The following is a 26,805-nucleotide window of genomic DNA, read 5'->3' on the forward strand; positions in this document are numbered from 1 at the left end:
CCGATAGAGGCTTAGGTTGCACTTATCTTAGCGGCTAACGGCTTAAATTAGCGTTAATTTATGGCTTTTTAGTCGGCAAGTTTAACCCTCAGTATTGACGCATTTAGTTGCAATTGTGTTTTGCGCCTTTTGTTAAGTATTTGTAAGCTTAAGCAGATTATAAATATAACGACTTATAAGGGAACAAGATGATAAGTTTAAGTTGGCGTAGACGAGAGTCCGCTGTATCACTGTGGCCACTATTAGTGCTGCCTCTGTTGCTATTATTTTCGATGATTGGCCATGCAGAGTCGGTGAACAAGGCTGACGTTAAAGCTGAAAGTACAGTCCCTGAAGTGGTTAAAACAGATCATAAAATGACGATTCAAGGGCAGAAAATAAGTTATCAAGCGATAAGCGGCGAAACTATTTTAAAAGATGATAAGGGTGAGCCGCTGGCGAGTATTTTTTCAATTACCTATCAGCGTGATGACGTTAAAGATAGTCGTCAGCGTCCGGTGACCTTTGTGTTTAATGGTGGGCCAGGTTCGGCGTCGCTTTGGTTGCATATGGGCTTGTTTGGTCCTAAACGTGTAGTGGTACCCGATGCTAAAGACGATGGTGCTGCGCCTTATCATATTGAATCAAATGATTACTCTATGCTTGATGAATCCGACTTAGTATTTATCGATCCAGTTGGCACCGGCTTTAGCCGTGCTTTGGGGGATAAAAAAGGAGCTGATTTTTGGGGCGTAAAGGAAGATGCTCAGTCAATTGCTGAATTTATGCGCCGTTGGTTGATTGAACATAAGCGTTGGAACTCACCTAAATATCTGGCCGGTGAAAGTTACGGTACTACCCGTGCGGCCGCGCTAGTCAATGAATTACAAGGTGGTTGGACTGATATTTCTATTAACGGGATTATGCTGATTTCATCCATTCTTGATTTTAGTCATGCGCGTTATCAACCAGGTAATAACCAACCTTATATTGGTTTTTTACCGACAATGGCGGCAACGGCTTTTTATCACAATAAAGTCAGTGATGCAGATAAAGCCTTGGGATTAGAAACATTTATTGATGAGGCGCGCCAATTTGCGATTAAGGATTATGCTCTCGCATTACTACAAGGCAGTCGTTTAACCCCCGAGGTATATCAAACGGTACGTAAAAGCTTGGCGCGTTTTACTGGTTTAACAGAGCATTATTTAGATCGGGTTAATTTGCGCGTCAGTGCCAGTCGATACACGAAGGAGTTGCTAAGAGATCAAGATTTAACTATTGGACGCTTAGATAGCCGCTATACAGGTAAAGACTACGACAGTGGCGGCGATTCAACCGACGATGATCCATCAGGTTATGGGGTTGATGGCGCTTATACGGCTGCCATGCATCAATACCTATATGACGATTTGGGGGTCACTTTATCGCGTCCTTTCAACGTACTCTCCGTTGATGTGAACCGTAGCTGGAATTGGAATATCAGTGGTAAACAGATGCACTATGTCAACGTCGCGCCTTACCTTGGTCAAGCGCAGCGCGAGAACAAAGATCTGCGGATTTTTGTCGGTAACGGTTACTTTGACTTTGCTACGCCATTTTTTGCCACCGAAAACACCTTTGCCGATAACGGCATAGATATGAGCCGCGTTAGCATGCATTACTATAAAGCGGGGCACATGATGTATGTCGAACCCACATCGTTAGGGCAACTGGTACAGGATATTCGTGCTTTTTATCATCCTAAATAGTCGTTGTTGTATGTTAAAACTGATTTATTCGCATTAACGCCCTTATGGCGTGATGTTAGAATCGTCAGCAAGTTTACGGCCCCAGAGTTTATATACATCATAGGGGCCTTTTTATTCGGCGTAGGATGTTTTAATGAGTTTGAGTACCTGGTTAGGGTTATTGGCTATTTGTTGTTTGGGCGCGATGTCGCCGGGCCCCAGTTTAGCGATGGTGGTGCGCCACACATTAGACGGTGGGCGAGGTAAAGGGATTGTTTGCGCGTGGGCACATTCGATTGGCATTGGGATTTATGCGTTGGTGACCTTGCTCGGTTTAGCCGTAGTGTTAAAAAAAGCGCCTTTAGTCTTTAACGGTATTGCAATTATTGGAGCGTTATATCTGGCTTGGATGGGAGTTCAAGCGCTGTGCTCAAAAGGTGGCATGCAAGCTAAATTAGCCGCAGGTGAAGCAACGGATACTTTAACCGCCGCCCGTGACGGTATCGCGATTTCTTTATTTAATCCTAAGATAATGTTGTTTTTTCTCGCGCTTTTTAGCCAGTTCGTTATGGTGGCCGATAGCATAACGGCAAAGGCATTAATCATCTTTACGCCTTTAGTGGTCGATGGTCTCTGGTACACCCTGATTGCGTTATTGTTATCTCACTCGAGTGTGTTGCCTAAGTTGAGAGAGAAAGCCGGCTTAATTGATAAATTATCCGGCGTGGTATTGATACTGTTGGCTATCCGCGTGGTGTATACGCTTTAGTTATTTATCGCCGATTTTTTGTTTCAACAAACAAAAACGCCATCAATCGATGGCGTTTTTATGTTATCGCTATGCATGAAGGGCGTGCTTAGCCTTTAAACATTTGCACCGAATTATCAGCTTCTTCTGCCGCTGCTTCTTGGGTGATTGGTGGATTTGCGATGTGATCATCTAAGTTATCACTCAGCATTTCTTTAAATTCACTGCTAAACCATTCTAATGCGCTTTCTTTCTCTGCGCCGAGATCCGCTGATTTAATCGCGGCTTCAAAGGCGTTAAAACGTGCGGCAGCAAAACGGAGTGCAGTGCCTACTTTACCTACATCGGTTTCTTGCTGACTTAGCTGGTTGGCTAAGGCAATAAACTGATCGGCAAGTTCGTAAATGGTGGTATTGCTCGTGTCTGTCATGGCGTTCACTTTAGAAAATAGCGAAATAAAACTCGATTCTAACTTAATTCGCGTAATAAGGAATCGTTAGGCATTAACTATTGGGATCTGTGTCAGTAATGACGGTTCCTGTCTGTGAGTCATAGCTAATTGACAGCTTATTGTTAACTCGATAGAAATAAGTGCACTTGCCCGGGTTGGTATAGCGGGTTTTGTAGTCGGTTTCAGTCGCATCTATATCTAAGCGAGAGACACTAGGTTGAGTGTTTTGAAATAATACTTCCCATACTGAGACACAATCTTAAACATTATCAAGGGATGGTGAGGCTTCATTGCCATAGATATAGTGCTGTGCAGGCCAGCCAAAGGCATTAAAATCAATTTGTTCAGATTGCGCCGTACCAAATACGGGTAAATCTTCTTTTGGGCCTGAGCCAACCTTAACCGCCCAAACGGCACGTGCTAGATTAATGGCTGACTTAAAGCCGCCGCCAGCTGCTTTAACAGTGGCGATTTGGGCATCCTGTTGCACATTGATAAATTTCGGTAAGGCAACGACGGCTAGAATGCCCAGTACGATGACCACCACTACAAGCTCAATCAGGGTAAAGCCTGTTTGCTGTGTTTGAATCGATTTATCAGAATGTTGGATCATCATAGCGTATTAGACAGTGCGAGAATGGACGCACTATAGCACTGAAAGTAATATGTTTTAAATGGGACTAAACATAAAATATGATGAAGCGCCCTGTATCACTTAACCATAGATACCTTTTCAAACTTGCCATTGAATGGCAGGGCTTTTAAGCTAGCTCAATAATGGAATTGAGGAAGTAGAATAGTGACTCTGGCGACATGGCAAGCATTTATCAATGAGCAAAAGGCATTGCCTTATTTTCAGCAGCTCAGTGCTTTTGTAGACAATGAACGCAGGGCGGGGAAAGTGATTTATCCACCAAAGGCCGATGTTTTTAATGCCCTTAATATTACTCCTCTCGAAAACGTCAGAGTTGTTTTGATTGGACAAGACCCCTATCACGGCCCTAATCAAGCCCATGGCTTATGTTTTTCAGTTAAGCGTGGTATTAAACCGCCGCCTTCTTTAGCCAATATGTACAAAGAATTGACAGCGGATATTACTGGCTTTTCAACACCGTCTCATGGCGACTTGTCTGCATGGGCAGAGCAGGGGGTGTTGATGCTTAATACTGTGCTGACAGTTGAGCAAGGTAAGGCGCATTCCCATGCCAAAGCAGGCTGGGAAATCTTTACGGCCGCTGCGTTAGGCTTATTAAATCGCCAGACACAGCCGATTATTTTCATACTTTGGGGCAGCCATGCGATAAAGAAAGGCCAAGTGATCACCGCACCGCAACATCATGTACTTACAGGTCCACACCCGTCTCCTTTATCGGCTTACCGTGGTTTTTTTGGTTGCGGACATTTTTCCAAAGTGAATCAACTACTAATTGAACGGGGCGAAGCGCCCATCCTCTGGCAGGTTTAATGTTAAGATTAAAGGCTGATTAGACCAGAACTCAGACAATAAAAAGGTCTTACCTAGTAAGACCTTTTTATTGGGCGGTAAATACAAATTAGCAAATAATCAATGATTACGGTCGACGGATATTTTAGCTAGTGTGATTAAAGCTTGCTTGTAGTCGCTATCGGGCAAAATAGACAGTGCGGCAATAGCTTTTTCTGACTCTTCTATCGCTTTTTGCTGGGTATAGTTTAAGGCGCCGCAATGGTGTAATGCTGCGACTATTTTATCTATAGCCTGTGTACCATCACCTTGCTCTATTGCTTGACGTATGAGCAGTTTCTCTTCTTCTGTACCATGGGCAATCGCATAGATTAGCGGCAGAGTCGGTTTACCTTCAGCAAGGTCATCACCTATGTTTTTACCTAAATCGTCACTGTCAGCGGTATAGTCGAGTAAATCGTCCGTGAGCTGAAAGGCCGTACCAAGATACTTACCATAGTTACCTAGCGCCGTTTCTTGCTCAGGCGTTGCATTTGCTAAGACCGCAGCGAGTAAAGTTGCAGCTTCAAATAGTTTGGCTGTTTTACAATAGATGACCCGCATATAGCTTTCTTCAGTGGTATTAGGATCGTTACAATTCATTAATTGCAATACTTCACCTTCTGCCAGCACGTTAGTAGTATCGGCGAGCACTCTAAGCACTTCCATGCTGTCGAGCTCTGTCATCATTTGAAACGAGCGCGTATAGAGGAAGTCACCGACCAGTACGCTGGCGCTATTGCCGAACAGTGCGTTGGCGGTTTCGCGCCCACGGCGTAGCGTAGATTCATCAACCACATCATCGTGTAACAATGAGGCTGTATGGATAAACTCAATAATCGCCGCAAGCTTAAGATGCGCTTCGCCTTCATAATTCACCGCACGGGCGGCTAATACCGATAGCAGAGGACGAAGACGTTTACCACCACCATTAATAATGTAAAAACCTAATTGATTAATTAGGGCGACATCTGATTCAAGCTGTTTATATATCAGCTGATTGACTGCTTGCATATCAGTGTCAGCCAGTTGACGAATAGCGTTTAAATCCATAATAGACTCTGGTTGTGGGGTCATGCGTATCGGCCCCTGTTTAGGCTCGCGTGTTATAATGAAATGAATTTTACCTAAAATTTTGACATATGACAGCACTAGCTCAACTAATGTGAGAGTTAATCCGGTCTTTTTTTATTCTTTCCTAATTAGGGGTTGCCAGAGTTGGGTTCTTCGCGTAAACTCCGCGCCCATTGTCAATAAAGTTTTTATAGCACCCTGCCTCATCAAAGTATGAGCCCGCGTGTTAGGAATTGGAGTAAAATAGCTATGTACGCTGTTTTTCAAAGTGGTGGTAAACAACACCGTGTAGCCCCAGGTCACACTGTTCGTTTAGAAAAGTTAGAAGTTGAAACTGGTTCTACTATCGAGTTTGATCAAGTTCTTTTGATCGCTGATGGCGAAACAGTTCATGTTGGTGCTCCTTTAGTTGCTGGCGGTAAAGTCATTGCTGAAGTTGTAAGCCACGGTCGTGGTGATAAAGTTACTATCATCAAGTTCCGTCGTCGTAAGCATCACGACAAGAAGATGGGCCACCGTCAGTGGTTCACTGAAGTTAAAATTACTGCTATCAACGCATAAATAGGAGTCTAACTCATGGCACATAAAAAAGCTGGCGGTTCTACTCGTAACGGCCGCGATTCAGAAAGTAAACGTCTAGGTGTAAAACGCTTTGGCGGCGAATCAGTTCTAGCTGGTAACATTATCGTTCGTCAACGTGGCACTAAATTCCACGCTGGTGTAAACGTAGGTATTGGTCGTGACCATACTTTGTTTGCTCTGACTGACGGTAAAGTTAAATTCGAAGTTAAAGGCGCTAATAACCGTAAGTTTATTAGCATCGAAGCTTAATTTTCGAAGCTAGCCTATACTGTGAAAGCCCCGCCATTGGTGGGGCTTTCTGTTTTTTACGCTTCTATTTACACATGTAAGTGGCTGTTTTTTGGTAATAAATTATCAAGGAGCTTCATTGGCAGGTAAGATTGGGGGCAAAGTATCTCGAGTTTTTTGGCGACCAATGAAGTTAGACGGTATAATTGCTTCATTCAGTGGTGCCAGGAGTAAGTATGAAGTTTGTCGATGAGGCAGTAATTAGGGTCGAAGCAGGCGACGGCGGTAGCGGTTGTGTTAGCTTTAGGCGCGAAAAATATGTACCTGATGGTGGTCCTGATGGTGGTGATGGTGGCGATGGCGGCAGTGTTTTTTTGCAGGCTGACGAAAACTTCAACACGTTGATCGAGTTCCGTTTTGAACGTTTTCACATGGCTGAACGTGGCGAAAATGGTCGTGGCCGTGATTGTACCGGCCATAGCGGTAAAGATTTGATCTTAAGAGTTCCTGTCGGTACGCGCGCTGTTGACCATGATACTGAAGAAGTGCTGGGGGATCTTACGACCCATGGCCAAAAACTATTGGTTGCCAAGGGTGGTTTCCATGGTTTAGGTAACACCCGTTTTAAGAGCAGTACTAACCGTGCTCCGCGTCAAAAGACATTAGGAACACCAGGTGAAGTTCGTAGTCTTAAATTAGAGTTGTTACTGTTGGCTGACGTGGGTTTACTTGGTATGCCTAACGCTGGTAAGTCGACATTTATTCGTGCCGTTTCCCGTGCAACGCCGAAAGTAGCAGACTATCCGTTTACCACTCTTGTGCCAAACTTAGGTGTAGTTAATCCTCGCCCAGGTCAAAGCTTTGTGATTGCCGATATCCCAGGTCTAATTGAAGGTGCTGCCGATGGTGCGGGTTTAGGTATTCGCTTCTTAAAGCATCTTGAGCGTTGCCGTATTTTACTGCACATTATCGATATCGAGCCGATTGACGGAACCGATCCAGTTGAATCTGCACGCGCAATCGTGGGTGAACTCGAAAAGTATTCACCGAAATTAGCGGGTAAGCCACGTTGGTTAGTCTTTAACAAAACCGATCTACTGCTTGAAGAAGAGCTGCAAGCAAAAGTGGACCGTATCGTTAAAGAAATGAACTGGGAAGGCGATGTTTATACGGTTTCTGCCTATAATCGTCATGGTACCAGCGAGTTAGCATTAAAACTGCTTGATTACATTGCCAGCTTACCACCAGAAGACAACAAGGTTGATCCTGATAGCGAAGTTGAGTTCAAGTGGGATAATTATCATCAAGCTAATATTGATTCATTGAATGAAGATTATGTTGATGAAGATGATGACGACGACTTTGATGATGATGACTACGATGTAGAAGTTATTTACCAAAGATAAGGTAATTACTTGAATTTTGCGAGTTCTGTATACCTTGATACTCAAGGTGATATGACTCGCAAAGTTGTGCATGCTACACAACGGTTACTGACCTACGGCGCAAGTGCTGATTTCGTTAAAAATCAGCTGGCGTCTAGGTCAGGTTTTAAATGTAACTCGCTTAAATTTTTCTATCTTTTCCAGTTCTCCGCGTTAGCCTATTTATACTCTCGTTTATGCACCACTTTGCGCTACCCTAGTAGCAAGCATGGGATTAATCAGCACATTATTCTTACTATTCTAAATATCTATGGCTTTAAAGCGTTGATTGCTTTAGTTCAATTCATCATCCAGCTAAAATCAGTGCACCAATCATGGTTTATGGCTTATAAAGTGCTTTGATTTTAGATTCTTTGGCATTGACCTGAGCGGTATAAATAGCATTTTAGAGGGCAATTTCGTCATTTAATGATTTTTTATATAAATAAGGAGTACGCATGCGCATTGCTATGATAGCCGCGATGGCAAACAATCGAGTGATCGGGAAAAATAATAAAATGCCATGGCATCTGCCAGAGGATCTACGCCACTTTAAGGCTATGACCTTAGGTAAGCCTGTTGTCATGGGGCGTAAAACCTTTGAGTCCATCGGTAGACCGCTTCCAGGGCGACATAACATCGTTATTTCACGCCAAACAGATCTTGTTATCGCTGGAGTGACTTGCGTGACGTCCTTTAATGCAGCGAAACGTATGGCAGGTGATTGTGAAGAGCTTGTCATCATTGGTGGCGGCCAGCTTTATACTGAATTATTACCTGATGCGGATACTTTATATTTAACGCACATTAATCTTGACGTCGAAGGCGACACTTTTTTCCCAAAATGGGATGATGGCTCTTGGTATGAAACGGAGTCTTTGCAGGGTAAAAGTGCCGAAGGTTTGGAATATCGCTTTATCAACTTAAGCAAAAGATGTTAAGTTACCCGTTCTGTTGTATGCCCTGTGTGTATGCGGTGTAGCTTTATTTGAAGTGTTTTATCCTATTGGACATAGAGTTAACCCTGAAAAGGGATCGTTTCACCTTGTGATTTTGGATGCAGAACGATAGCTAAAAACCAAAAGATTGGCATTATTTAGATAATAGATGCAGCCCATACAATATTAATTATAAAAAATAAGAAAGTATTGAGGAGTATCGGATGCGTCTTATACCTGTAGCCTTAGCTGCGATGATTGGATTTAGTTATGTTTCTGTACCTACATCTGCCGTTGCCGCTGGGGATCCATTGATTGATAGTATTTGTGATTACGTAAAAGCTAACGATAAAAATCGCTTACGTAAAAAACTAAAAGAAAGCCGTGTTAAATTACGTCAAATTTACAGTAATGTTAGTTGCGATGGCGTGAGCCTGTTAAGAACAGCCTATAGTGTAAAAGCTGATGATGTGGGTGAGTTTGTTGCGAAACGTTTGTCAGTAAATGAATTGAGTGTACCCGAAGCTGATGGTGTGACAATTTTTGCTTGGGCTGAAGCTAATGGGTATGGTGCTAGCCCAATCACAGCAGCAGTTAAAGAGCGCTTGGGCGCCGCCGCTGGTGGTGAAGAAGAGTAAGCTTACTTGAGCCGTGATTAGCTGGCGCGTAAGCCTAAGCGAAATAAAAATGCCGAACTTTAGTTCGGCATTTTTATTTTTAATTCAAACTAAACGTTATACAGACTTTTGAGGATAAACCATCACCGGTTTAGCTCTTAACCTAGGGCTGCTTAGTAACGCTAGGTTAAGTTATAATAGCGATCAGAGTCTAAATTCCCCGACAGAAGCTTGTAGCTCTTCGGCTAATTTAGCTACCTGATGACTAGATTGAGCCGTTTGATCTGCACCCATAGCGGTTTCTTCTGAAATAGCGGCAATATGCTCAAGTTTTTCAGATACTTGTTGGCTTACTAAGTTTTGCTCCTGCGCGGCATGGGCAATATGAGTACCAGAGTCATAGGCTCTGTGGACCGATTGGATGATGGTTTCCAGCGCAGTGTTTGCTTGCTCTGTTTTCTCGACACAGGCATTGGCCTGTGTGCGGCCCATGTCCATTGCTGCGACGGCTTGCTCTGCGCCCAACTGTAGTACTTCAATCATCTGCTGGATTTCTCTTGTTGATGCTTGAGTACGAGAAGCTAGATTACGAACCTCATCTGCAACAACGGCAAAACCACGACCTTGTTCACCCGCTCTGGCCGCTTCAATGGCGGCATTTAATGCGAGTAGGTTAGTCTGCTCAGCAATACTGCGGATCACATCTAAGATTGAGCCAATGGATGCACTATCTGATTGCACTTTATTGATCACTAGAGCAGCTTTGGCCACTTCATCGGCTAATGCCAAAATGGTCAGTTTATTCTCTTCGGCAATAGTACGCATATGCTGCGTTTCTTGGTCAGCCTGTTTGATTTGTTCAAGGGCTTCATCTGCACTTAGTGTGACTTGCTGAGCACTAGAGCTCAGTTCTGTTGTGGCTGCGGCGACTTGATCAACTTGACTTTTCTGCTCTTGAATCCCTGAAGTGGTCTGGGCTGTAATAGCTGAGGTTTGTTCGGCCGCTGCGGCAAGTTGGTTCGAACGATCTAAAATACCAATAATCAAACTCCGCAAGCTGTCGACAAGACGATTACAATTTTTCGCTAGTTCAGCAAATTCATCGTGTCCAGAATCATCAAGTTTATGAGTGAGATTACCTGAAGCTAGTACGTTAAGGGCGTTATTTACTTGGCTGAGCGATCGTTTTAGCGGATTGACTACGGCAAAACTGACTATTACAGCGACCAAAATAGCAATTAATACCACTAAGCTTGTCTGCATGCTGGCTGAGTCAATTTTATCTATGTTGTCTTTGCTCATATTGGCGGCAATAAGTTCGATGTTATCGCTGACATCATCCATATTAGCATTGATAACGGTGACATCTTTTTCAATAACGCTGAGTTTTACTTTGGCTTCTTTAGTATTACTGAGTTGGCTCGATTTCACTTGCAGCATAGATTGCGGCCCAGTAACGAGTGTTAGGACTTTTTCAATATCTTTTGTGACCGAGCTTAAAGTATCTGCTGCAATAATGCCTTGACCGTGGCGATTGACATAATCCAGCTTGTTCTTCGTTTCGCTAATAATGTAGTCAAGTTCTTTAGAGATCAGTTCGTGCTTGCTCTCTTCTTCGTTACTGACTAAGTCTGCGATAGTAGTGATAATATTGCCTAGACTGGTGTCTATGGCACTTGCTGATGCTGCAAGGCTTTGTAAGTCAGGTCTATCACTGTTTTCTAAATCAACAATATCGAGTAATTCTGATGACGCATCATCAGCCGCATTTTCGAGTTTTTTCTTCAGATTGATTAACTGTTCTTGTTTACTTAATGCCGCTTCACGTTCGGCAAACATGGCTAGGCTATCGCGCTCAAAGGTAGAAAAACTGCTATTTAATTGAGTGATTAAAGAAGCAAGATTGGGTTGGTTTTTTAATAATTGACTCAGGTTTGTAATTTCATCTTTAAACCGAGCGGTATGACCGTCGAACACAGTGCGGATACTTGGGATCGCTGTGGCTTTTGGGGCGTGATAGGCAATGAGGATCTGTTTTTGTTGCTCACTCAATGTCTCACTTAAATGATTGGTTGATTTAAGCGCGGGCAGGCTTAACTCTTGCATCATAGTTGAACTTTTTTTGAGGCCATTGTTGGTGAGATAAGACGTAAACCCTAGCAGCACAAGTAACAGTATAACAATACCAAATCCACCAATGACTCTGGTGGCTACATTAAACTTCATAGGAGACTCCGATTTTTATTATATTTTTCCAAATGACAGTAGGATTATATCAGGGGAAGTACAGTCGTTTATCGACATCAAGTGACTTTAGTTTAACTCTTTTTTAACTTCTTTTGGGTAATTATTTGGTCTTTTTCGAGGTGCCATAGCGTTAAATGTTCACCCCAGCAACATCCGGTATCTAAAGCTTTTAATTTAGTATCGCTGACTTTACCCATTAGTGCCGCCCAATGTCCAAATACTAAGGTATGGCTCTCACGCAAAGGTGAAGAGAAGTCAAACCAAGGGCGTAATTGAGGATTGTTACACTTTTCTGGTGGCTGCTTACAATCAAAATTAAACCTCCCATCAAGATAGAGGTAACGCATGCGTGTTAATGCATTAATGCAATAACGTAATCTGGTTATGCCAGTCGCAGACGGATCCCACTGTTCTGTTCCATCGGAGTACATTTGACTAATTAATGCTTCTAAGTAGTCATCTTGTTGTAATGCTTGGCTGACTAACGCGACTTCTTGCCTTAATACATCTAATGACCATTGTGGCGGTATACCGGCATGGCTCATGATGATTTTATGCTCAGGTAGCTCACGCATAAGCGGCTGCTGCCTTAGCCAGTCAATGGATGCTGCAATGTCGGTAGACTCTAGAATCTCAGTAAGGTGATCGCTAGGTTTAGGCCGTTTAAGCTTACCGTGTAATGCTAATAAATGTAGGTCGTGATTGCCTAACACTGTTTTAGCTGCATCGCCTAAAGAGCGAAAAAAACGCAGCGTGGCTAAGGAATCTGGTCCGCGCGCAACAAGATCGCCTACGGCCCAAAGCTCATCGCGGGAAGGATTAAAATCGACCTTAGCGAGTATTCTTTGTAATTCAGCGAAACAGCCTTGAATATCACCAACAAAATAATGCGCCATAGCAATCTTTCCTAAATATTATCAGTGAAGTAACCCAGGCGTTGCTAAACGAAAGGGACGGATCGTTGCCTGAAAACGTTCACCTGATTCACTGACCATACCATAGGTACCGTGCATAATGCCTAGCGGTGTATCGAGCACTGTGCCACTGGTGTATTGATAGGCTGTATTAGGCGCTATGGTGGGGGTTTCGCCGACCACTCCTGCACCTTGGACTTCACTGATATTGCCGTTGGCATCAGTGATGATCCAGTGGCGAGTTTCGAGCTTGGCCGCTTTATTACCTAAATTAATGATAGTGATGGTATAGCTGAAGAGATATTTTTCATCTTCGGGAGAGGATTGTTGCTCGATATACTCAGTTTTGACTTCGACCCGAATGGAGGTATCCAAAGCGCTCATTGTGGTTTCCTAAGCTCTGGTCTAAGGGCACCTAAGTGCCCTGACGGTGTTATGCTTGCTTATCACATACCATGTTAGCCATTGCCACATATTGCTGAACACTGATTTGCTCAGGGCGTTGACTGGAATCTATCCCTAATTGTTCAAACTCGGCATCGGATAGCATGTGCTTTAAGTTATTACGTAATGTTTTACGGCGCATGTTGAAAGCCGTAGTACAAAGGTGGCGTAGCACTTTTACGTCTTTACAAGGAAATGGCTTTACTGCGTATGGTAATAAGCGAACTACTGCAGAATCTACTTTTGGTGCTGGAGTAAAGCTGTGTGGTGGCACTTCGAGTACGGGAACCACCTGGCAGAAATATTGCGCCATTACGGTTAAACGGCCATAAGCTTTACAGCCAGGGCTCGCCGATAAACGCAGTACCACTTCTTTTTGTAACATAAAGTGCATTGTTTCAATCTGTTCAGCAAACTCAAACAGATGGAACATTAGCGGCGTTGAAATGTTGTAAGGTAAGTTACCGAACACCTTCATTTTTTTGCCTGGTACACTCAATTGACCAAAATCAAACTGCAATGCATCGCCTTGATGAATGGTCAGTTTATCTTTAAGTATTGGGTGCTGATGTAGGCGCTCAACCAGATCGCGGTCAAGTTCAACCACAGTTAGATTATCGATAGCATCTGCAACGGGTTCGGTTAAGGCGCCAAGACCTGGACCGATTTCCACCATGACATGGTGGTTGTCGGGGGAAATTGCACCCACAATGCGATCAATCACATTGCTGTCGGTAAGGAAGTTTTGTCCAAAACGCTTTCTGGCCGTGTGGCCTAAATGTACTTTGCTGCTCATTAATAATGTAATCGTTAGTTCTTTGAGGATAACTCAATGGCTTTATTCAGAGCACAAACAAAACTGCCAATATCGGCCTTGCCTGTACCCGCGAGATCGAGCGCCGTACCGTGGTCAACCGAGGTACGAATATAAGGTAAACCTAAGGTGATGTTTACCGATTTGCCAAATCCTTGTGACTTGAGAACGGGAAGCCCTTGGTCATGGTACATGGCCAAGACGACATCGGCGTCCTGTAAATATTTAGGTTGAAACAGAGTATCGGCCGGTAATGGACCGACAATATTCATTTGAAACTCTTCTCGCAACTCGTTGAGCGTAGGAATAATCACGTCGATTTCTTCACGCCCTAAATGGCCATCTTCTCCCGCATGTGGATTAAGACCGCTGACATAAATCTTCGGTGAAGCAATACCAAATTTATTAATAAGGTCAGCATGTAAGATTTTGATAATATGTCGTAAACGTCTGCGAGTGATGGCTTTAGCAACATAGGCTAATGGAATATGAGTTGTCACCAGCGCCACTTGTAATCCTGGTGTTGCTAGCATCATCACCACGTCGGGGCAATTTGCTTGATGGGCAAAAAACTCGGTATGGCCGCTAAAGGAAATCCCCGCTTGATTAATAATCCCTTTATGTACCGGGCCCGTCACCACGGCATCAAACTCGCCGCTCATATTTTTCTCGCCAGCATAACGCAACGTTTCAATTACATAGCTGCTATTTTGCTCATCGAGTTGGCCACAAACGACGTCAGTGACTAACTTGAACGGTGCAATCGTTAAGGTGCCGGCTTCTTGTGGTCTGGGCGCTTGATTAGGCTGGTAAGAACGAAACGTCACAGATAAGCCAAGTTGTTTAGCGCGGTGTGCTAATAATTCAGGATCTGCACAAACGACTAACTCAGCAGGCCAAGCCTGCTGAGCAAGTTGTACGACTAAATCGGGGCCGATACCAGCGGGTTCGCCTGGGGTAATGGCAATGCGTTTAGTGCTCAATTAGAATTAACCTCGGTTGGTCTCTGGCTGGAAGATTTCAATGTATGCGTCTGAACGCATTTCGTCTAGCCAGTTTTGCAGCTCTTCGTTAAATTTGCGACGGAAGATTAACTGATGCGCACGATTGCTATTAAATTGATCGGTAGCATCCGTTTTTCTGCGTTCTTCTAACTGCGTGATATGCCAGCCGTGTGTGGTACGAAATGGCTCACTGATTTGGTCTGTTTTTAAGCTATTGAGCGTTTGAGCAAACTCGGGCACATAAATGCTGGGTTCTGCCCAACCTAATTCGCCGCCTTTAGTGGCAGAGCCTGGATCTTCAGAATATTGGCGCGCAAGATCTTCAAATTTAGCTTCGCCTGAACGAATTTGCTTAACGAATTGCTCCAACATGGCTTTAGCACGGTCTTCAGACAGAATTGGCGATGGTTTAAGCAGAATATGGCGTGCTCTGACTTCTTCAATTTCTTTAGTTTGTAGACCACGTGCATCCATGATTTTAATGATATGGAAACCGGCACCACTTTTAATAGGGCCGAAAATATCACCTGTTTTTGCGCCGTTAATCACTTCGGCGAATAGGGTTGGCATTTCGTTGATGTTCATGTAATCCCAAATACCGCCTTCCAGAGCCTTTGGGCCTGAAGAGGAAGCAATTGCCGTACTGCGGAAATCTTCACCCTTTTTCAAACGTTCCAATACGATATTAGCGCGTTTACTGGAGGCTTCTAATTGCTCGCTGGTTGGGTTATCGGGTACATCAATTAAGATGTGGCCAATTTGGTATTCCACATCTTTGATACCTTGCTCTTGGATGAGTTTAACTAAACTGGTTATCTCCTGAGGTGACACTTGAATACGGCGCTGTACCTGAATACGCTGAATTTCGCCTAAGGTGATTTCTTCACGTAGCTGTTCACGGTATTGGCTAAAGCTCAATCCTTCGCTTTCAATTTTTTGCTGCATCTGAGCGACAGAAACTTTTTGCTCACGGGCGATGTTTTCAATTGCCTGATCTAACTGTAAGTCACCAATGTGCAGACCAATACGGTCAGCCATTTGTAGCTGTAAACGTGTCAGAATTAAGCGCTCAATAACCTGAGTACGCAGGGCGCTGTCAGAAGGTAACGATTGATTAGCAGCTTTAGCATTGGCTTTTACTGTGTCAATCATGTTGATGATTTCACTTTCGAGCACTATGCCGTCGTTAATTTGAACCGCAACTCGGTCAAGTGGCTCTGGTGCGGCCAATGTAGATTGGCTCATAGCGAGTGCAAATAAAGCAAAAATTAGATGTTTACTGGGTTTCATCCACAAAATCCTTGGCACGTTCTAAGGTCAGGTTCGACGGCTTAATTAAATTAATTTTACCATTTATATCGAAATTACAGCGAGTTGCCTTAATGTAATTTTTTGACGATGCATTTGAATGCAGAGTTAAACCTTAATATTCACTTTTGTAAGCGTTAATAAAAGGCACATCACCAAGCACTCATTAACCTGTTTGGACTCTCAGTCCTTGTTGAGGTTCAGCAATCTATCACAATTCTTTACTAATTCCTTAGATAAAGCGGTTTTCTATAGTTAAACAGACCGTCGTTGAGCATATCAGATACGCCTAATGGGCCTGAACCACCGAGTCCTTTGATGACTAAATTCAAGTAAAAACCGCTATCAAATTGTTCACGATTATCGATAGCTGCAGTACCAATATTATCATCGTAATTGGTTTTAATTCGGTAATGGTAACTAAATCGCAATGCGTAACAGCATGATTCATATTGAATACCGGTATAGGTTTCTATACTGCGGCTTTCATTCAAGTCGTAATACCAGTTACCCACAAAATAAAGATTATCACTAATTGGCCAAGCGCCGCGCACGCCTGCTTGGGAAATATTAACCGTATCATTGGTATTTGAGTTTAATAAGTCGGGTACGTAGCGATAGCTCAATTGCAGTAGTTTGTTCACTTCAGGCCTGAAGTCTAAGGTGACTTCAGTTTTTTTATTTTCACTAGTATTTGTGTCGTATTGAATCGCAGCGCCCATATACCAATCCTGCGTTAAACGAGTATCTAATTCTGCAGCGAGTACAGATGTTGATTGATTTGATTCAAAAATACTATCTTCGTAACCGACTTTACTGTCTTGAAGGTAAAAGATTTGGCCAAGGCTGAATTTAGTTACTTCTTGGTTATGATCGTCTAACAAACGTGTGGTTATACCCAAAGTCGCTTGATTGGCATCAGAAATACGATCGAGCCCCGAGAAACGACGATCACGGAACAGACCAAAGTAGTCATCCTGTAATTGAGCTGTATCATAAATACCGATACCACGTTGATCTTCGTAGCCTACATAAAGATATTGAAATTGTGGTTCGAGTGTTTGGCGATAATTTTCATCGAATAACTCGGTAAAACGCTCAAAGTTAATCTGACCATTAATACGAACCTGCGGCAATGTACGGCTTACCGTATCATCGACAACCCTATTGGGATCTTCATTCTGCTGCCAATAGTTAGTTTGCATCAGCTTAACTTGGCTGGTGAGCGAGCCTGAAGGCCCATGAATCGGTAGTGTTACGCTCGGCGACATATGTAAACGTGTCGCGGTATTGATGTTGTTGTCTTGATGAGCAAAATTTGTCAGCTCTGAATTAAAGCCAAAATCTAAGCTCTTCCAAAAATCGGCGGCACGATAATTAAAGTTGACCTGCGGCATTACCTGATAAGGTTTTTCGTCTTCACCTAGTACTTTAATATCTTGTACGCGAGTGCTCAGATCCCAGTTTTTTTCAAAGTAGCTGATTTCGCCAATCCGTGATAACTGGTTATCGGTTGCACGGTTAACGTCTGAATTTAAATCGTTGAAATAATTGTTATCTGAAACATCAGTAAAATTGGCTAATACGCGCCAATGTTTATCAATAGCCCCTTGATGCTGCCAGTTATACAGGTAGCGGTTGGGGTTGCCACTGATTAAGTCGTCATCACTTAAATACTCTAAATTTAACCGCCCATTTTGGCGCTCACCGGCTAAATAACGGAACTCAGTCTTAGTGAATAAGCCGCGGTTAGACATATAACTAGGGGTAAAGGTTAAGTCATATTCTGGCGCAATATTCCAGTAATAAGGCACCGAGAACTCAACGCCATTAGTGGTGCTGGTACTAAAGCTTGGGTAGAGAAAACCCGACTTTCGTTTATCTGAAACGGGAATGGTCATATAAGGAATATAAAATACGGGTACGCCGTGAATTCTTAATTTAGCATTCCAAATTTCGCCCCATTCTTCTTCACTGTTGATTTTGATTTTTTCAGCTTCGAGCAACCAAGATACATTGTCTGGTGGACAAGTCGTAAAGTTGGTATTGGTTAAAATCAAATTATTATTGATGGTAATTTGCAGTTTTTCAGCATCGCCATGCACTTGTTGGCCGTGTAGCCAATATTGTGCCCCTTGTAACGTGGCGCGGTTAGATCGCATTTGCGCTTGTAAGGATTTGGCGGTGACGGTGAAATTACTGTCTTGGAAAACTAAATTGCCATTGGCATCAAATTGTTCGGTCGCTTGGTCTAAAATAGCTTCATCGGCGGCTATGTGTCTATCGCCTTGGCTAAAAAGTACATCTCCACGGAAAATGGCTTGTTTGCCCATTTCAGCATTGGAGTTATCCGATACGATACGAATTTTACTCAGCTCGGCAGCGGTCATCCCCTGAGTTTGAGATACGATACGGGGTACTGGCGGTTCGATTAAGCATTGAGATGCTGAAGCGGTTGGAGAGTCGTCTGCCAGGACTAATTGCGGTAACAGGCTCAAGGCCAGAAAGTAACGGATCTGCATCTTTAGGTCAGTAATTATGATTTCTTAGTCTGGACAAGTATCGATGGGGAAAGTCGCAATGTACATATGCAACATCGTTAAATAAATCTCTCGATTTCTTAGCTGTTTCCAAATTATATGCCAGCTATAATAAAGCAATTTTTCTTTAAGAGCCATGAAATGACTTTATCCGATCCGAGATTTCTTTCCCTAAATCAGTGGCTGAAGGCTTATTTTTCCGATGAAGTGACTCCAGTGTTGATTTCCGGTGACGCGAGCTTCAGACGTTACTTTCGGATATCCACCCCTGATGCCAGCTTTATCGCAGCCGATTCACCACCCGATCTTGTGCCTATCGCGCCTTTTATTTCCTTATCGAATGCCTATGCGGCAGTGGGATTGATAGTTCCAAAAGTGATTCATGCTGATGCAAAGCAAGGCTTTATGTTGATGAGTGATTTAGGCGATACCCAGCTGTTATCTGTGCTTAGCGCCCAAAATGTGGGGCACTATTATCGTCAGGCGCTTGATTTACTGCCGCAAATAGCTTCAGTGGTAGAAAGCCAAGATGTTAATAGCGGCCTAATTCACGCATTACCGCTCTACAATGAAGCCTTCGTCCGTCGTGAATTGCATATTTTTACTGAGTGGTTGTTGGGCACCCACCTTAGCTTGTCCTTAAGCGATGATGAGCAACAATTGCTAAATCAGAGCTTTGATTACCTTGTCGTCAATGCGTTATCTCAACCTAGTGTGGGAATGCACCGGGATTTTCACAGTCGCAATTTAATGCTGCAAGCAGGCGAGTTGTGCGTTATTGACTTCCAAGATGCTGTCGTTGGCCCTGTGACTTATGATGCGGTATCGCTGCTGCGTGACTGTTATATTCGTTGGCCGCAGGCATTAGTCACCGATTTGATGCAGTATCATTATCAGCAAGCCGTAGCCCATGCATTTATTTCGCCAGAGACTGGCTTTGACCAATACCAAACTTGGTTTGACCTTATGGGCTTGCAACGTCACATTAAGGCAGTGGGGATTTTTGCGAGATTAAATTATCGCGATAGTAAGCCAGCTTATATGGCCGACATTCCACTAACTTTAACCTATATTGTTGATATCGCGATGAAGTATCCTGAGTTAACGTCATTCGCACAATGGTTAACTCGCCGAGTGTTACCTGCGTTTGTATCGAGTGAGCCTTTAACTGGGGTTAAGCCATGAGAGCGATGATTTTAGCGGCAGGACGCGGTGAACGCTTACGACCATTAACCGACACTTTGCCTAAACCTATGGTGCCAGTGTTGGGTAAGCCTTTGATTGTTTACCATATTGAAAAACTCGCCGCGTTAGGCATAGTCGATATCGTGATAAACCATGCTTGGCTTGGGCATAAGCTAGTAGAAGCCTTAGGCGATGGTAGCCATTTGGGTGTACGAATTCAATATAGTGCTGAAGAGCATGCGCTGGAAACGGGCGGCGGCATCAAACAAGCTTTGCCTTTATTGTGTGAGGGCGGAAGTAATGAACCCTTTTTAGTGATTAATGGTGATGTGTTTATAGATGCTTTGCCACCCATCACGCCGCTTGCCAAGGATATGCTAGCCCACCTCTGGCTAGTACCTAATCCGCAGCAGCATCCGCAGGGCGACTTTGCCTTGAGTGGTAATCAAGTGCATGAACATGGCGATACCAAGTATACGTTTTCGGGTATGGGCATATATCATCCCGCATTCTTTAACGACTCGTCAGCGGGTGCTTTTGCCTTGGCGCCTTTATTGAAAGCGTGCATGGCAGAGGGCCGCGTGACCGGTGCTTTGTTTGACGGACTTTGGTGCGATGTGGGCACTATTCCACGTTTACAGGCGCTTGAGTTAACATTGCAAACTAACATGTCAATCTAGGTATGTAGCGTATTTTGTCTCAATTGCGCTGACACATTTAACACATTATAAATATCAGGATATAAGATGCGGCTTTGGGGTAAGTTTTTTGGGTTTGTTATTGGCTTTATGTTTGGTCGTATCTTTGGTGCGTTATTGGGTTTATGGCTTGGTCATCTCTACGATAAACGTGCGTCTTCAGGCGTAGGATTTCGTGAAATACTTGGTCAAGCTAAGAATCGTCAGGCGATCTTCTTCAATACTACGTTTGCCGTGATGGGCCATGTGGCTAAAGCGTCAGGGCAGGTAACCGAAACCGATATTCGTATCGCGACGTTATTGATGGACCAAATGCGTTTAACCGGTGAAGCGCGTAAAGAAGCGCAACAGGCATTTCGTGAGGGAAAATCAGCTGATTTTGACTTACGTAGCAGCTTACACGCTTTCCGAGCGATTACCATGGGACGCAAAGAGCTCGTGCAGATGTTTATTGAAATCCAGATCCAAACGGCGTTGTCCGATGGTGAGCTGGATGCCGCTGAACACGCTATCTTGATGACGATTGCACAAGAGTTAGGTTATGGTCGCTCGCAGTTGGATGCTTTACTTCAACGCTGGCAGGCTGAGTTTCGCTTTAATCAAACATCTAATGGCAATAAGACCTCGGTCACCGATGCTTATAGTTTGCTGGGTATTACTGACGAAGCCAGTGATCAAGATGTTAAACGAGCTTACCGTAAGTTGATGAACGAACATCATCCCGATAAGTTAGTGGCTAAAGGTTTGCCACCGGAAATGATGGAGCTGGCAAATCGTAAGGCTCAGGACATTCAAGCCGCCTATGATAGAGTCAAGTCTGAGCGTGGTATGCGGTAGATTTGGTTATATTGAACATATAAAAGATAAGGAATTCTTTATGAAATATATACATAACGGCCTACTTTTTGTCACGTTATTACCAGTGGCATTGTTTGCGCAGGCTGACGTTTTTATCGCACCTTTCGGGGGTTACAGTCTTGGTGGCGGCCAATTTGATGTGAGTCAAATTAAGGTTGATACCGCCCAGACCAATGGTAATGAAAGCGTAAAGATTGAAGAGTCTAGCCATTACGGTTTGATGTTGGGAGTGAACACCAATGATCCCGGCAACATTTATTTGTTATATAGCCGTCAAGCTTCTGAGCTGAAAAGTAATGGCATGTTTACGCCAAATCTTTTGACCTCATTAGATGTAGATTATATCCATTTGGGTGGCACCTTATATTTTCCCCAGGGAGATATGCTGCCCTACGTTACTGCCAGTGCGGGGATCACCCGCATGCAGCCTGACGGTTGGTCGAACGAAACACGCTTCTCTATGGGAATTGGTGGCGGGATTGAATATAAAGTGACCTCAAACGTGGGCCTTTTTGCCGATGTCCGTGGCTATGCGACGTTTATCAACAGTGACAACACACTGTTTTGTGATGAAAACGAGTGCCTATGGCACATTACTTCAGATGTGATGTGGCAAGCGCAGGCTAACCTTGGGCTAAAAATGAGTTTTTAGTCCATCGCTTAACTGAATTAATCGAAAGGAGATTTTACAGCATGAAGATAGTGGTACTTGATGGTGAAAGCTTAAACCCTGGCGATCTCAGTTGGCAATCCTTAGAACAATTGGGTGAGTTTACGTGTTTTGCCCGCACGGCAAATGAGGACATTATTACTCGCGCTCAAGCAGCAGAGATCATTCTAACCAATAAAACCCCGCTTAACGCTAAGACATTGGCACAGCTTCCTGCGCTAAAATATATCGGGGTATTGGCGACGGGTACTAATGTTGTCGACTTAGCTGCTGCTAAAGCGTGTGGCATAGTCGTAACCAATGTGCCGGCCTATGCGCCAGACGCTGTTGCGCAAATGGTGTTTGCCCATATTTTGCATCACACCCAAGCGGTGGCTGCTCATCATCAAGCCGTGGTCGATGGTCAATGGGTAAGTAGTAAGGATTTTTGTTTTACCTTAATGCCGCTGCAATCATTAAAAGGTAAAACGCTAGGCTTAATTGGTTATGGTGATATAGGCCAGCAGGTTGGGGCGCTCGGCCTCGCATTTGGCATGAATGTTCTGGTTAACACTCGCTCAGAGATCAAGCATTTACCCCGAGGCGCTAGGTGGGTAGAGCGTGATACTGTACTTAGCGAGTCAGATATTATTTCGCTACATTGCCCGCTCACCCCCGAAACCGAGCAGTTTATCGACCAACAAACTCTTGCGTTAATGAAACCCAAAGCCTTGCTGATTAATACCGCGCGCGGTGGATTAATTGATGAGGCCGCGCTTGCCGCCGCACTTGTTCAAAATCGCTTATTTGCCGGTGTCGATGTGTTATCAACCGAGCCACCCAGTGCAGATAATCCCTTATTGCATGCGCCCAATATCAGCATCAGTCCCCATAACGCGTGGGCGACAAAAGAGGCTAGGCAAAGTTTGCTCAATATTGCTGTAGCGAATGTGCATAGTTTTCTAAAGGGGAAAGTGATTAACTGCGTAAATTTGTAAAGTGATATGCGTCCTCTCTCTTTATGTTCATGGTGACATTTAAAGAGAGAAGACGTTATTAGATGTTGATTATTGAGTCTTTCTTCTACGTATCCACCACACACCCATTAATCCTGCGATGGCTAATAAGCCAAAGACGATGGGCTTTTTCAGCTTGTGGTATAGAGCGTTCCATTGTGCCATGTCATTGGCCCGTGCGCGTTTTGCTGCGCTATCAAAATCGGGTGCTTCACACTGCAAACCAAAGTTTTCGGCCCAAGGGACAAAGGCGCCATTAGTGACGTATTTTTTATAGTAACGCAGGGCAAGCTCCTGATCTCGATACAATACCCAACCGGTCGCTTGGCAGAGTAGTGCTGCGTAGGCTTGGCTGTTGTGCGGCACAAAGTCGGCCGCTTTATTGGCAAGCTCCGCTGCTGTGTAGCGATAATGGAAGCGTTTATCTGGGATGGCTTGGCTGGCGTTTACCCGTGATTGTTCTTTTTCACTCAGTTTACTCGGCTCATTCCAATCGCTTAAATCAAATACACCTTGGTAGATAGCGTAATCGGGTGCTAATTCAAACCCCAAGATCTCCATACCTTGATGGCGAGCAAGCCCTGCCGCCGCCCAATAGGCCTTGGCACTATCAATACCTTTTTCATTTTTTGCTAAGGTTAGCTGATTGCCATAGTCGAGGGCGCTGGCATTAAGATTAGGGTTAGTGAAGTAAGCAGGTGCTTCCTTTATCGCCCCTTCGCGTAATAGCCTGCGACCGAGTAAGTAGCGTAAGCGATTGTTTATTGGCTCGATATTATCGTACCAATCGCTATCTTTTGGATATTCAAAGGCGATAAGCGGCACATGTTCATCGACAAAAAGTTTAAGTTCAGCTGTGGTCAGTACGCGCTCCGCCACATAGGCGATATCCTGCCAGTACTCATCACCACTTTCGAGTAAGTGATTTAACGCATCTAAGTATTCACCGCGCTCTAGGGATAACACGCCTTGCTCAGCGCGAATACGGCAGTAGGTGGCGATATCTTTATCAGCATCAATGGCTTGCTGCTGGGTTTCTTTGGCATCAACAGTCGCTAAGACTTTGGACTGCTCGGGAAAGTGGCGCGCTGCCTCGGCATAGGCCTTAGCTGCCTCAACTTGGTCACCCTTTTGTAGCATTAATTTTGCAGTGAGCCACCAGGTTAAGCCGCTGGGTTTAGCTAAGGCTAATAGGCGCTCTGCACTAGCATAATCCCCTAGCTGATAATAAATAGCGGCTAATTTATCGCCATGACTAAGTTGTAAGCCATCGATTGGAAATACCTTGAGTATTTCTGCGACCTTTAGGCCCATCTCAGACAGCTGGCCATCATAGGCAAATTCATTAGTGCTACTTTGCCAGTAGGCAATTAATAACTGCTGCACACTCGCTTGTTGCAATAGAGGCTTAAGTTCAGCAATGTCTTTGCCCATCAAAGTGCGGCTTAGCATCAACAATGAATCATAACCGCTACTATCGCCCTGTACCGATTGGGTTGCATAAAGCTCAATGGCTTTATCGAGTGCCGCAGGGGTAAGCGTGATGGGCAGTTTAGCGTCAGCTGTATCATCTTTTTTAGTGGCTTGGGTTAAGGGCTGACCTTGATGCAACAAAATATATGCTTGCTCACCTAAGCTCGCCAAGCTTAAACGTAGGGGATCAGCGGCGCCTTTGATTACCTCAGCTTGTAGCTGTGTTAAATAAGCATTAGCACGATTTAAATGTTCAGGATCCGCAGAGGTTTTACTTAAAATAAGCTCAATTCGTGAGAGCGAATACAGTGCCCACAAGCTGCGAGAAGCGCGTTCGCTTTCTGGTAGTTGCATGACTTTATTAAAGTAATTAGCGGCTCTTTCATAATCTTTGGCTTCAAATGCGACGGCCCCTAAGGTGTACCATATTAGAGCTTGGGGCAATTCTTGATCTAGCCTAGCCGCCATTTGCTCAGCCTCAATCGGGCCGGTCGCATCGCGTAGAGTGTTGACTAAAGCTAAATGAGCTTCACTTAATTCGCTACTTTCAAAGGCGCGGGTTTGTGACAGATAACGACTATGGGCTTCATCCCAGAGATATTCCTGCGCAGCTGGCGCACCTTGATACTGCCAAGGCAAAGGTTTTGCGAGGGTTGTGAGCTGCTGGCTAAAGGATGTTTGCGGCAAGTAGCTGAGATTACTCTGTCTGTCTTGAGTCAATTGCAACGGAAAATCGGGGCCGCATGCCAACAGCATTGGTGAGAATAAGCTTAAACAGATGAGCGTGGTTTGTTTAAGCTTAAAAGCCCGATGAGATGTTGCTATTGTGGTTGATAATGTTGGCTTATGGCGCATAAATCCCCTGTAAATATAATGACTCACAACGTGCCCAGCCTATCACTTTTTGGCCGTTTGGGTTGAGCATGTATTTTTGAGTCTCTCTGTTTGGTTGCAGTACTGACATCATGTTAGTACGTGGAGCTTCAATTGAGGTTAATGCGGCGGTCGTTTCAGCTTGCGATTGCCACGTTAACAGCCCATCTTTCTGTATTACGCGATAGCCATTTTGCGCATCATACGCGCTACAAGCGTGTCCCGCTAGCGACAAAATAGTGGGAGGTTCACCCGCAATATTACCGCGATTAATTAAGCTCAGTTGGAATAATTTCGACTGAGGCATAGTGTGGCTTTTTACCGTATTTTCAGCGGTTAATTGCGCTTGGTTGGTGACGTTGTTATCGCTTGATATCACCAGCTCAATTTTGGCTGCGAGTTCCCCGTGCTGCGCAACAGCAATTAAGGTGTTGAGCGGCCACACTCTTTTATCCCCTTCTAGCGGTAGCCGAAACCAGATAATGCCTTTAAGTTTGCTGTCCTTTGGGTTTTGTAGTTTTTGTATAAAGGTTTGTAATATCTTGGGATCAGCCATTAATTCTTCTACGGCGTTAGCGGATTGGCGTTGATGGCGCAGCGGCGTTTCACTCTCAACTTGATAGCCTGAAGCTGTGCTGATAACCGCAGAGCCATAGGCGGGCAGTGCAATAAGATAAGGCACTGTGCTGATGCGTGACAGTTGCTCTACCCATTGCCAACCTTTAACAGCATCAAATAGGCCGTGGCGTGGGTCGCTTACGCTGTGAATTTGCAGTACGAGTTCATCGATAGTGGCCAGTAACGTAGGAAATTCAGCGCTATTGAGCCAAGCGGGGAGTGCGGTAATACTGAGTTTTAGCTGGGTGGGTAAATGTGCTTTAAGCTTTTTAAGAAACTCTCGATAAGCAGGCAGTTTACTGCTGGCGCTATCGTGATCGATTTCCACTCCAACAATGTGGGTGCCTTTAGCTTGCCAGTTTGCCAGAACTTGGTTGATTTTATGAATCACTTCTTCATCATTTAAATGAGTGAATTGACCATCTAAACGCACCACGAGGATTTTGGGCCTTGGGTCGGCCTGCAACCAAACATGATTAACCGCCACCTCAAACCAAATATCGGCGCCATTAGGCTTTGGGTGTGCTTGCAGTGCCAGAATGCGTAATCCCTGAAAGGCGTTTTGGCTTTGCACTAAGGCGGTTTGGTTCGCTGGGCGCCATTGGCGCTGCCAAATATAAACTTCTTGCGAGAATGGCTGATCAAAAGTGGTAGATGATAAAGCCGTTTTTGCTGCATGAGGAGCATTCGGGTTTGACTTAAGCTCACTTTGATCCGCAGCGGGTTGGCAGGCACTCAGCCATAATGAGGCGATGAATAAAGTGAATAATCGCCACTGATTTCGCCTCATGTTGTTAATCAGATTGCCCATGTTACTGCTATCGTCTCTGCGTTTAATGAAATATGACTATGCCTGAAAAATACCGCTTATACATCGCGAAAAAGTACCAAATCTCTGATGCTTAGCCTT

General features: G+C 44.2%; 24 protein-coding genes and 1 pseudogene. 13 read left to right on the forward strand and 12 right to left on the reverse strand.

From position 1 onward, the window contains the following. Positions 1–188: 188 nt before the first annotated feature. Both C9I43_RS01980 and C9I43_RS01985 read left to right on the forward strand, forming a co-directional pair. Positions 189–1,730 (forward strand): S10 family peptidase, encoded by a 1,542-nt coding sequence (locus tag C9I43_RS01980; protein WP_107881791.1) that lies wholly within the window; start codon positions 189–191, stop codon positions 1,728–1,730. Positions 1,731–1,863: 133 nt separating this feature from the next. Then, entirely contained in the window at positions 1,864–2,478 is a 615-nt protein-coding gene (locus C9I43_RS01985; RefSeq protein ID WP_107881792.1) for a LysE family translocator, read from the forward strand. 88 nt (positions 2,479–2,566) lie between these two features. On the opposite strand, the gene C9I43_RS01990 is transcribed toward C9I43_RS01985, so the two are convergent. Further along, positions 2,567–2,887 (reverse strand): DUF3144 domain-containing protein, encoded by a 321-nt coding sequence (locus C9I43_RS01990; RefSeq protein WP_076500988.1) that lies wholly within the window; start codon positions 2,885–2,887, stop codon positions 2,567–2,569. A gap of 73 nt (positions 2,888–2,960) precedes the next feature. Further along, positions 2,961–3,524, reverse strand: a pseudogene (locus C9I43_RS19155) (prepilin-type N-terminal cleavage/methylation domain-containing protein). Positions 3,525–3,707: 183 nt separating this feature from the next. On the opposite strand from C9I43_RS19155, the gene ung reads away from it, so the two are divergent. Beyond that, the gene (gene ung, locus C9I43_RS02000) at positions 3,708–4,373 is read left to right on the forward strand and encodes a uracil-DNA glycosylase (RefSeq protein ID WP_107881794.1); all 666 of its coding nucleotides are present in this window, start codon (positions 3,708–3,710) and stop codon (positions 4,371–4,373) included. Between the two features lie 99 nt (positions 4,374–4,472). Here ung and ispB read toward each other — a convergent pair whose 3' ends face one another. Beyond that, positions 4,473–5,444 carry an octaprenyl diphosphate synthase gene (gene ispB, locus C9I43_RS02005; protein ID WP_146157139.1) on the reverse strand — a complete coding sequence of 324 codons (972 nt, stop codon included), beginning with the start codon at positions 5,442–5,444 and terminating at the stop codon, positions 4,473–4,475. 270 nt (positions 5,445–5,714) lie between these two features. On the opposite strand from ispB, the gene rplU reads away from it, so the two are divergent. The 5 genes from rplU (at position 5,715) to C9I43_RS02035 (ending at position 9,275) form a co-directional block, all read left to right on the forward strand. After that, positions 5,715–6,026 (forward strand): 50S ribosomal protein L21, encoded by a 312-nt coding sequence (rplU, locus tag C9I43_RS02010; RefSeq protein ID WP_076500982.1) that lies wholly within the window; start codon positions 5,715–5,717, stop codon positions 6,024–6,026. A 15-nt stretch (positions 6,027–6,041) separates the two neighbouring features. Then, positions 6,042–6,296 carry a 50S ribosomal protein L27 gene (gene rpmA, locus C9I43_RS02015; protein WP_006080527.1) on the forward strand — a complete coding sequence of 85 codons (255 nt, stop codon included), beginning with the start codon at positions 6,042–6,044 and terminating at the stop codon, positions 6,294–6,296. A 215-nt stretch (positions 6,297–6,511) separates the two neighbouring features. Beyond that, on the forward strand, positions 6,512–7,681 hold the full coding sequence (cgtA, locus tag C9I43_RS02020) for an Obg family GTPase CgtA (RefSeq protein ID WP_107881798.1): 1,170 nt from the start codon (positions 6,512–6,514) through the stop codon (positions 7,679–7,681). A 476-nt stretch (positions 7,682–8,157) separates the two neighbouring features. Then, a complete protein-coding gene (gene folA / locus C9I43_RS02030; RefSeq protein WP_107881802.1) occupies positions 8,158–8,640 on the forward strand; it encodes a type 3 dihydrofolate reductase in 483 nt (160 codons plus the stop codon). A gap of 221 nt (positions 8,641–8,861) precedes the next feature. Continuing rightward, positions 8,862–9,275 carry a DUF3718 domain-containing protein gene (locus C9I43_RS02035; protein WP_076500973.1) on the forward strand — a complete coding sequence of 138 codons (414 nt, stop codon included), beginning with the start codon at positions 8,862–8,864 and terminating at the stop codon, positions 9,273–9,275. A gap of 183 nt (positions 9,276–9,458) precedes the next feature. Here C9I43_RS02035 and C9I43_RS02040 read toward each other — a convergent pair whose 3' ends face one another. The 7 genes from C9I43_RS02040 to lptD form a co-directional block, all read right to left on the reverse strand. Next, positions 9,459–11,480, reverse strand: a complete 2,022-nt coding sequence (locus tag C9I43_RS02040; RefSeq protein WP_076500972.1) for a methyl-accepting chemotaxis protein — start codon at positions 11,478–11,480, stop codon at positions 9,459–9,461. Positions 11,481–11,572: 92 nt separating this feature from the next. Further along, positions 11,573–12,397, reverse strand: coding sequence for a symmetrical bis(5'-nucleosyl)-tetraphosphatase (locus C9I43_RS02045; protein WP_076500971.1), 825 nt, complete (start codon positions 12,395–12,397; stop codon positions 11,573–11,575). A 21-nt stretch (positions 12,398–12,418) separates the two neighbouring features. Next, positions 12,419–12,799, reverse strand: coding sequence for a Co2+/Mg2+ efflux facilitator ApaG/CorD (gene apaG, locus C9I43_RS02050; RefSeq protein WP_076500970.1), 381 nt, complete (start codon positions 12,797–12,799; stop codon positions 12,419–12,421). A gap of 49 nt (positions 12,800–12,848) precedes the next feature. Beyond that, positions 12,849–13,655 (reverse strand): 16S rRNA (adenine(1518)-N(6)/adenine(1519)-N(6))-dimethyltransferase RsmA, encoded by an 807-nt coding sequence (gene rsmA / locus C9I43_RS02055; protein ID WP_076500968.1) that lies wholly within the window; start codon positions 13,653–13,655, stop codon positions 12,849–12,851. Positions 13,656–13,669: 14 nt separating this feature from the next. After that, positions 13,670–14,656: a 4-hydroxythreonine-4-phosphate dehydrogenase PdxA gene (pdxA, locus tag C9I43_RS02060; protein WP_107881804.1), complete on the reverse strand. Its 987-nt coding sequence runs from the start codon at positions 14,654–14,656 to the stop codon at positions 13,670–13,672. A gap of 6 nt (positions 14,657–14,662) precedes the next feature. Beyond that, the gene (gene surA / locus C9I43_RS02065) at positions 14,663–15,967 is read right to left on the reverse strand and encodes a peptidylprolyl isomerase SurA (RefSeq protein WP_076500965.1); all 1,305 of its coding nucleotides are present in this window, start codon (positions 15,965–15,967) and stop codon (positions 14,663–14,665) included. Between the two features lie 242 nt (positions 15,968–16,209). Then, on the reverse strand, positions 16,210–18,507 hold the full coding sequence (lptD, locus tag C9I43_RS02075) for an LPS assembly protein LptD (protein ID WP_107881806.1): 2,298 nt from the start codon (positions 18,505–18,507) through the stop codon (positions 16,210–16,212). Positions 18,508–18,624: 117 nt separating this feature from the next. Here lptD and C9I43_RS02080 point away from each other — a divergent pair, with 117 nt between their 5' ends. The 5 genes from C9I43_RS02080 (at position 18,625) to C9I43_RS02100 (ending at position 22,913) form a co-directional block, all read left to right on the forward strand. Continuing rightward, on the forward strand, positions 18,625–19,710 hold the full coding sequence (locus C9I43_RS02080; RefSeq protein WP_181317839.1) for an aminoglycoside phosphotransferase family protein: 1,086 nt from the start codon (positions 18,625–18,627) through the stop codon (positions 19,708–19,710). Then, positions 19,707–20,390: an N-acetylmuramate alpha-1-phosphate uridylyltransferase MurU gene (murU, locus tag C9I43_RS02085; protein WP_107881810.1), complete on the forward strand. Its 684-nt coding sequence runs from the start codon at positions 19,707–19,709 to the stop codon at positions 20,388–20,390. The genes C9I43_RS02080 and murU overlap by 4 nt, the downstream gene beginning before the upstream one ends. Positions 20,391–20,456: 66 nt before the next feature. After that, positions 20,457–21,245, forward strand: coding sequence for a co-chaperone DjlA (gene djlA / locus C9I43_RS02090; RefSeq protein ID WP_076500953.1), 789 nt, complete (start codon positions 20,457–20,459; stop codon positions 21,243–21,245). A 40-nt stretch (positions 21,246–21,285) separates the two neighbouring features. Continuing rightward, positions 21,286–21,918, forward strand: a complete 633-nt coding sequence (locus C9I43_RS02095) for an outer membrane beta-barrel protein (protein ID WP_107881812.1) — start codon at positions 21,286–21,288, stop codon at positions 21,916–21,918. 41 nt (positions 21,919–21,959) lie between these two features. After that, on the forward strand, positions 21,960–22,913 hold the full coding sequence (locus C9I43_RS02100; RefSeq protein WP_107881814.1) for a D-2-hydroxyacid dehydrogenase: 954 nt from the start codon (positions 21,960–21,962) through the stop codon (positions 22,911–22,913). Between the two features lie 69 nt (positions 22,914–22,982). Here C9I43_RS02100 and C9I43_RS02105 read toward each other — a convergent pair whose 3' ends face one another. Next, the gene (locus tag C9I43_RS02105) at positions 22,983–25,259 is read right to left on the reverse strand and encodes a hypothetical protein (RefSeq protein WP_107881816.1); all 2,277 of its coding nucleotides are present in this window, start codon (positions 25,257–25,259) and stop codon (positions 22,983–22,985) included. Further along, complete coding sequence (locus C9I43_RS02110; RefSeq protein ID WP_107881818.1) at positions 25,249–26,706, reverse strand: DUF3142 domain-containing protein; 1,458 nt, start codon at positions 26,704–26,706, stop codon at positions 25,249–25,251. Before C9I43_RS02110 ends, C9I43_RS02105 begins: the two co-directional genes overlap by 11 nt. Positions 26,707–26,805 lie beyond the last annotated feature (99 nt).

This window comes from Shewanella morhuae (assembly GCF_003028295.1).
Taxonomy (GTDB): domain Bacteria; phylum Pseudomonadota; class Gammaproteobacteria; order Enterobacterales; family Shewanellaceae; genus Shewanella; species Shewanella morhuae.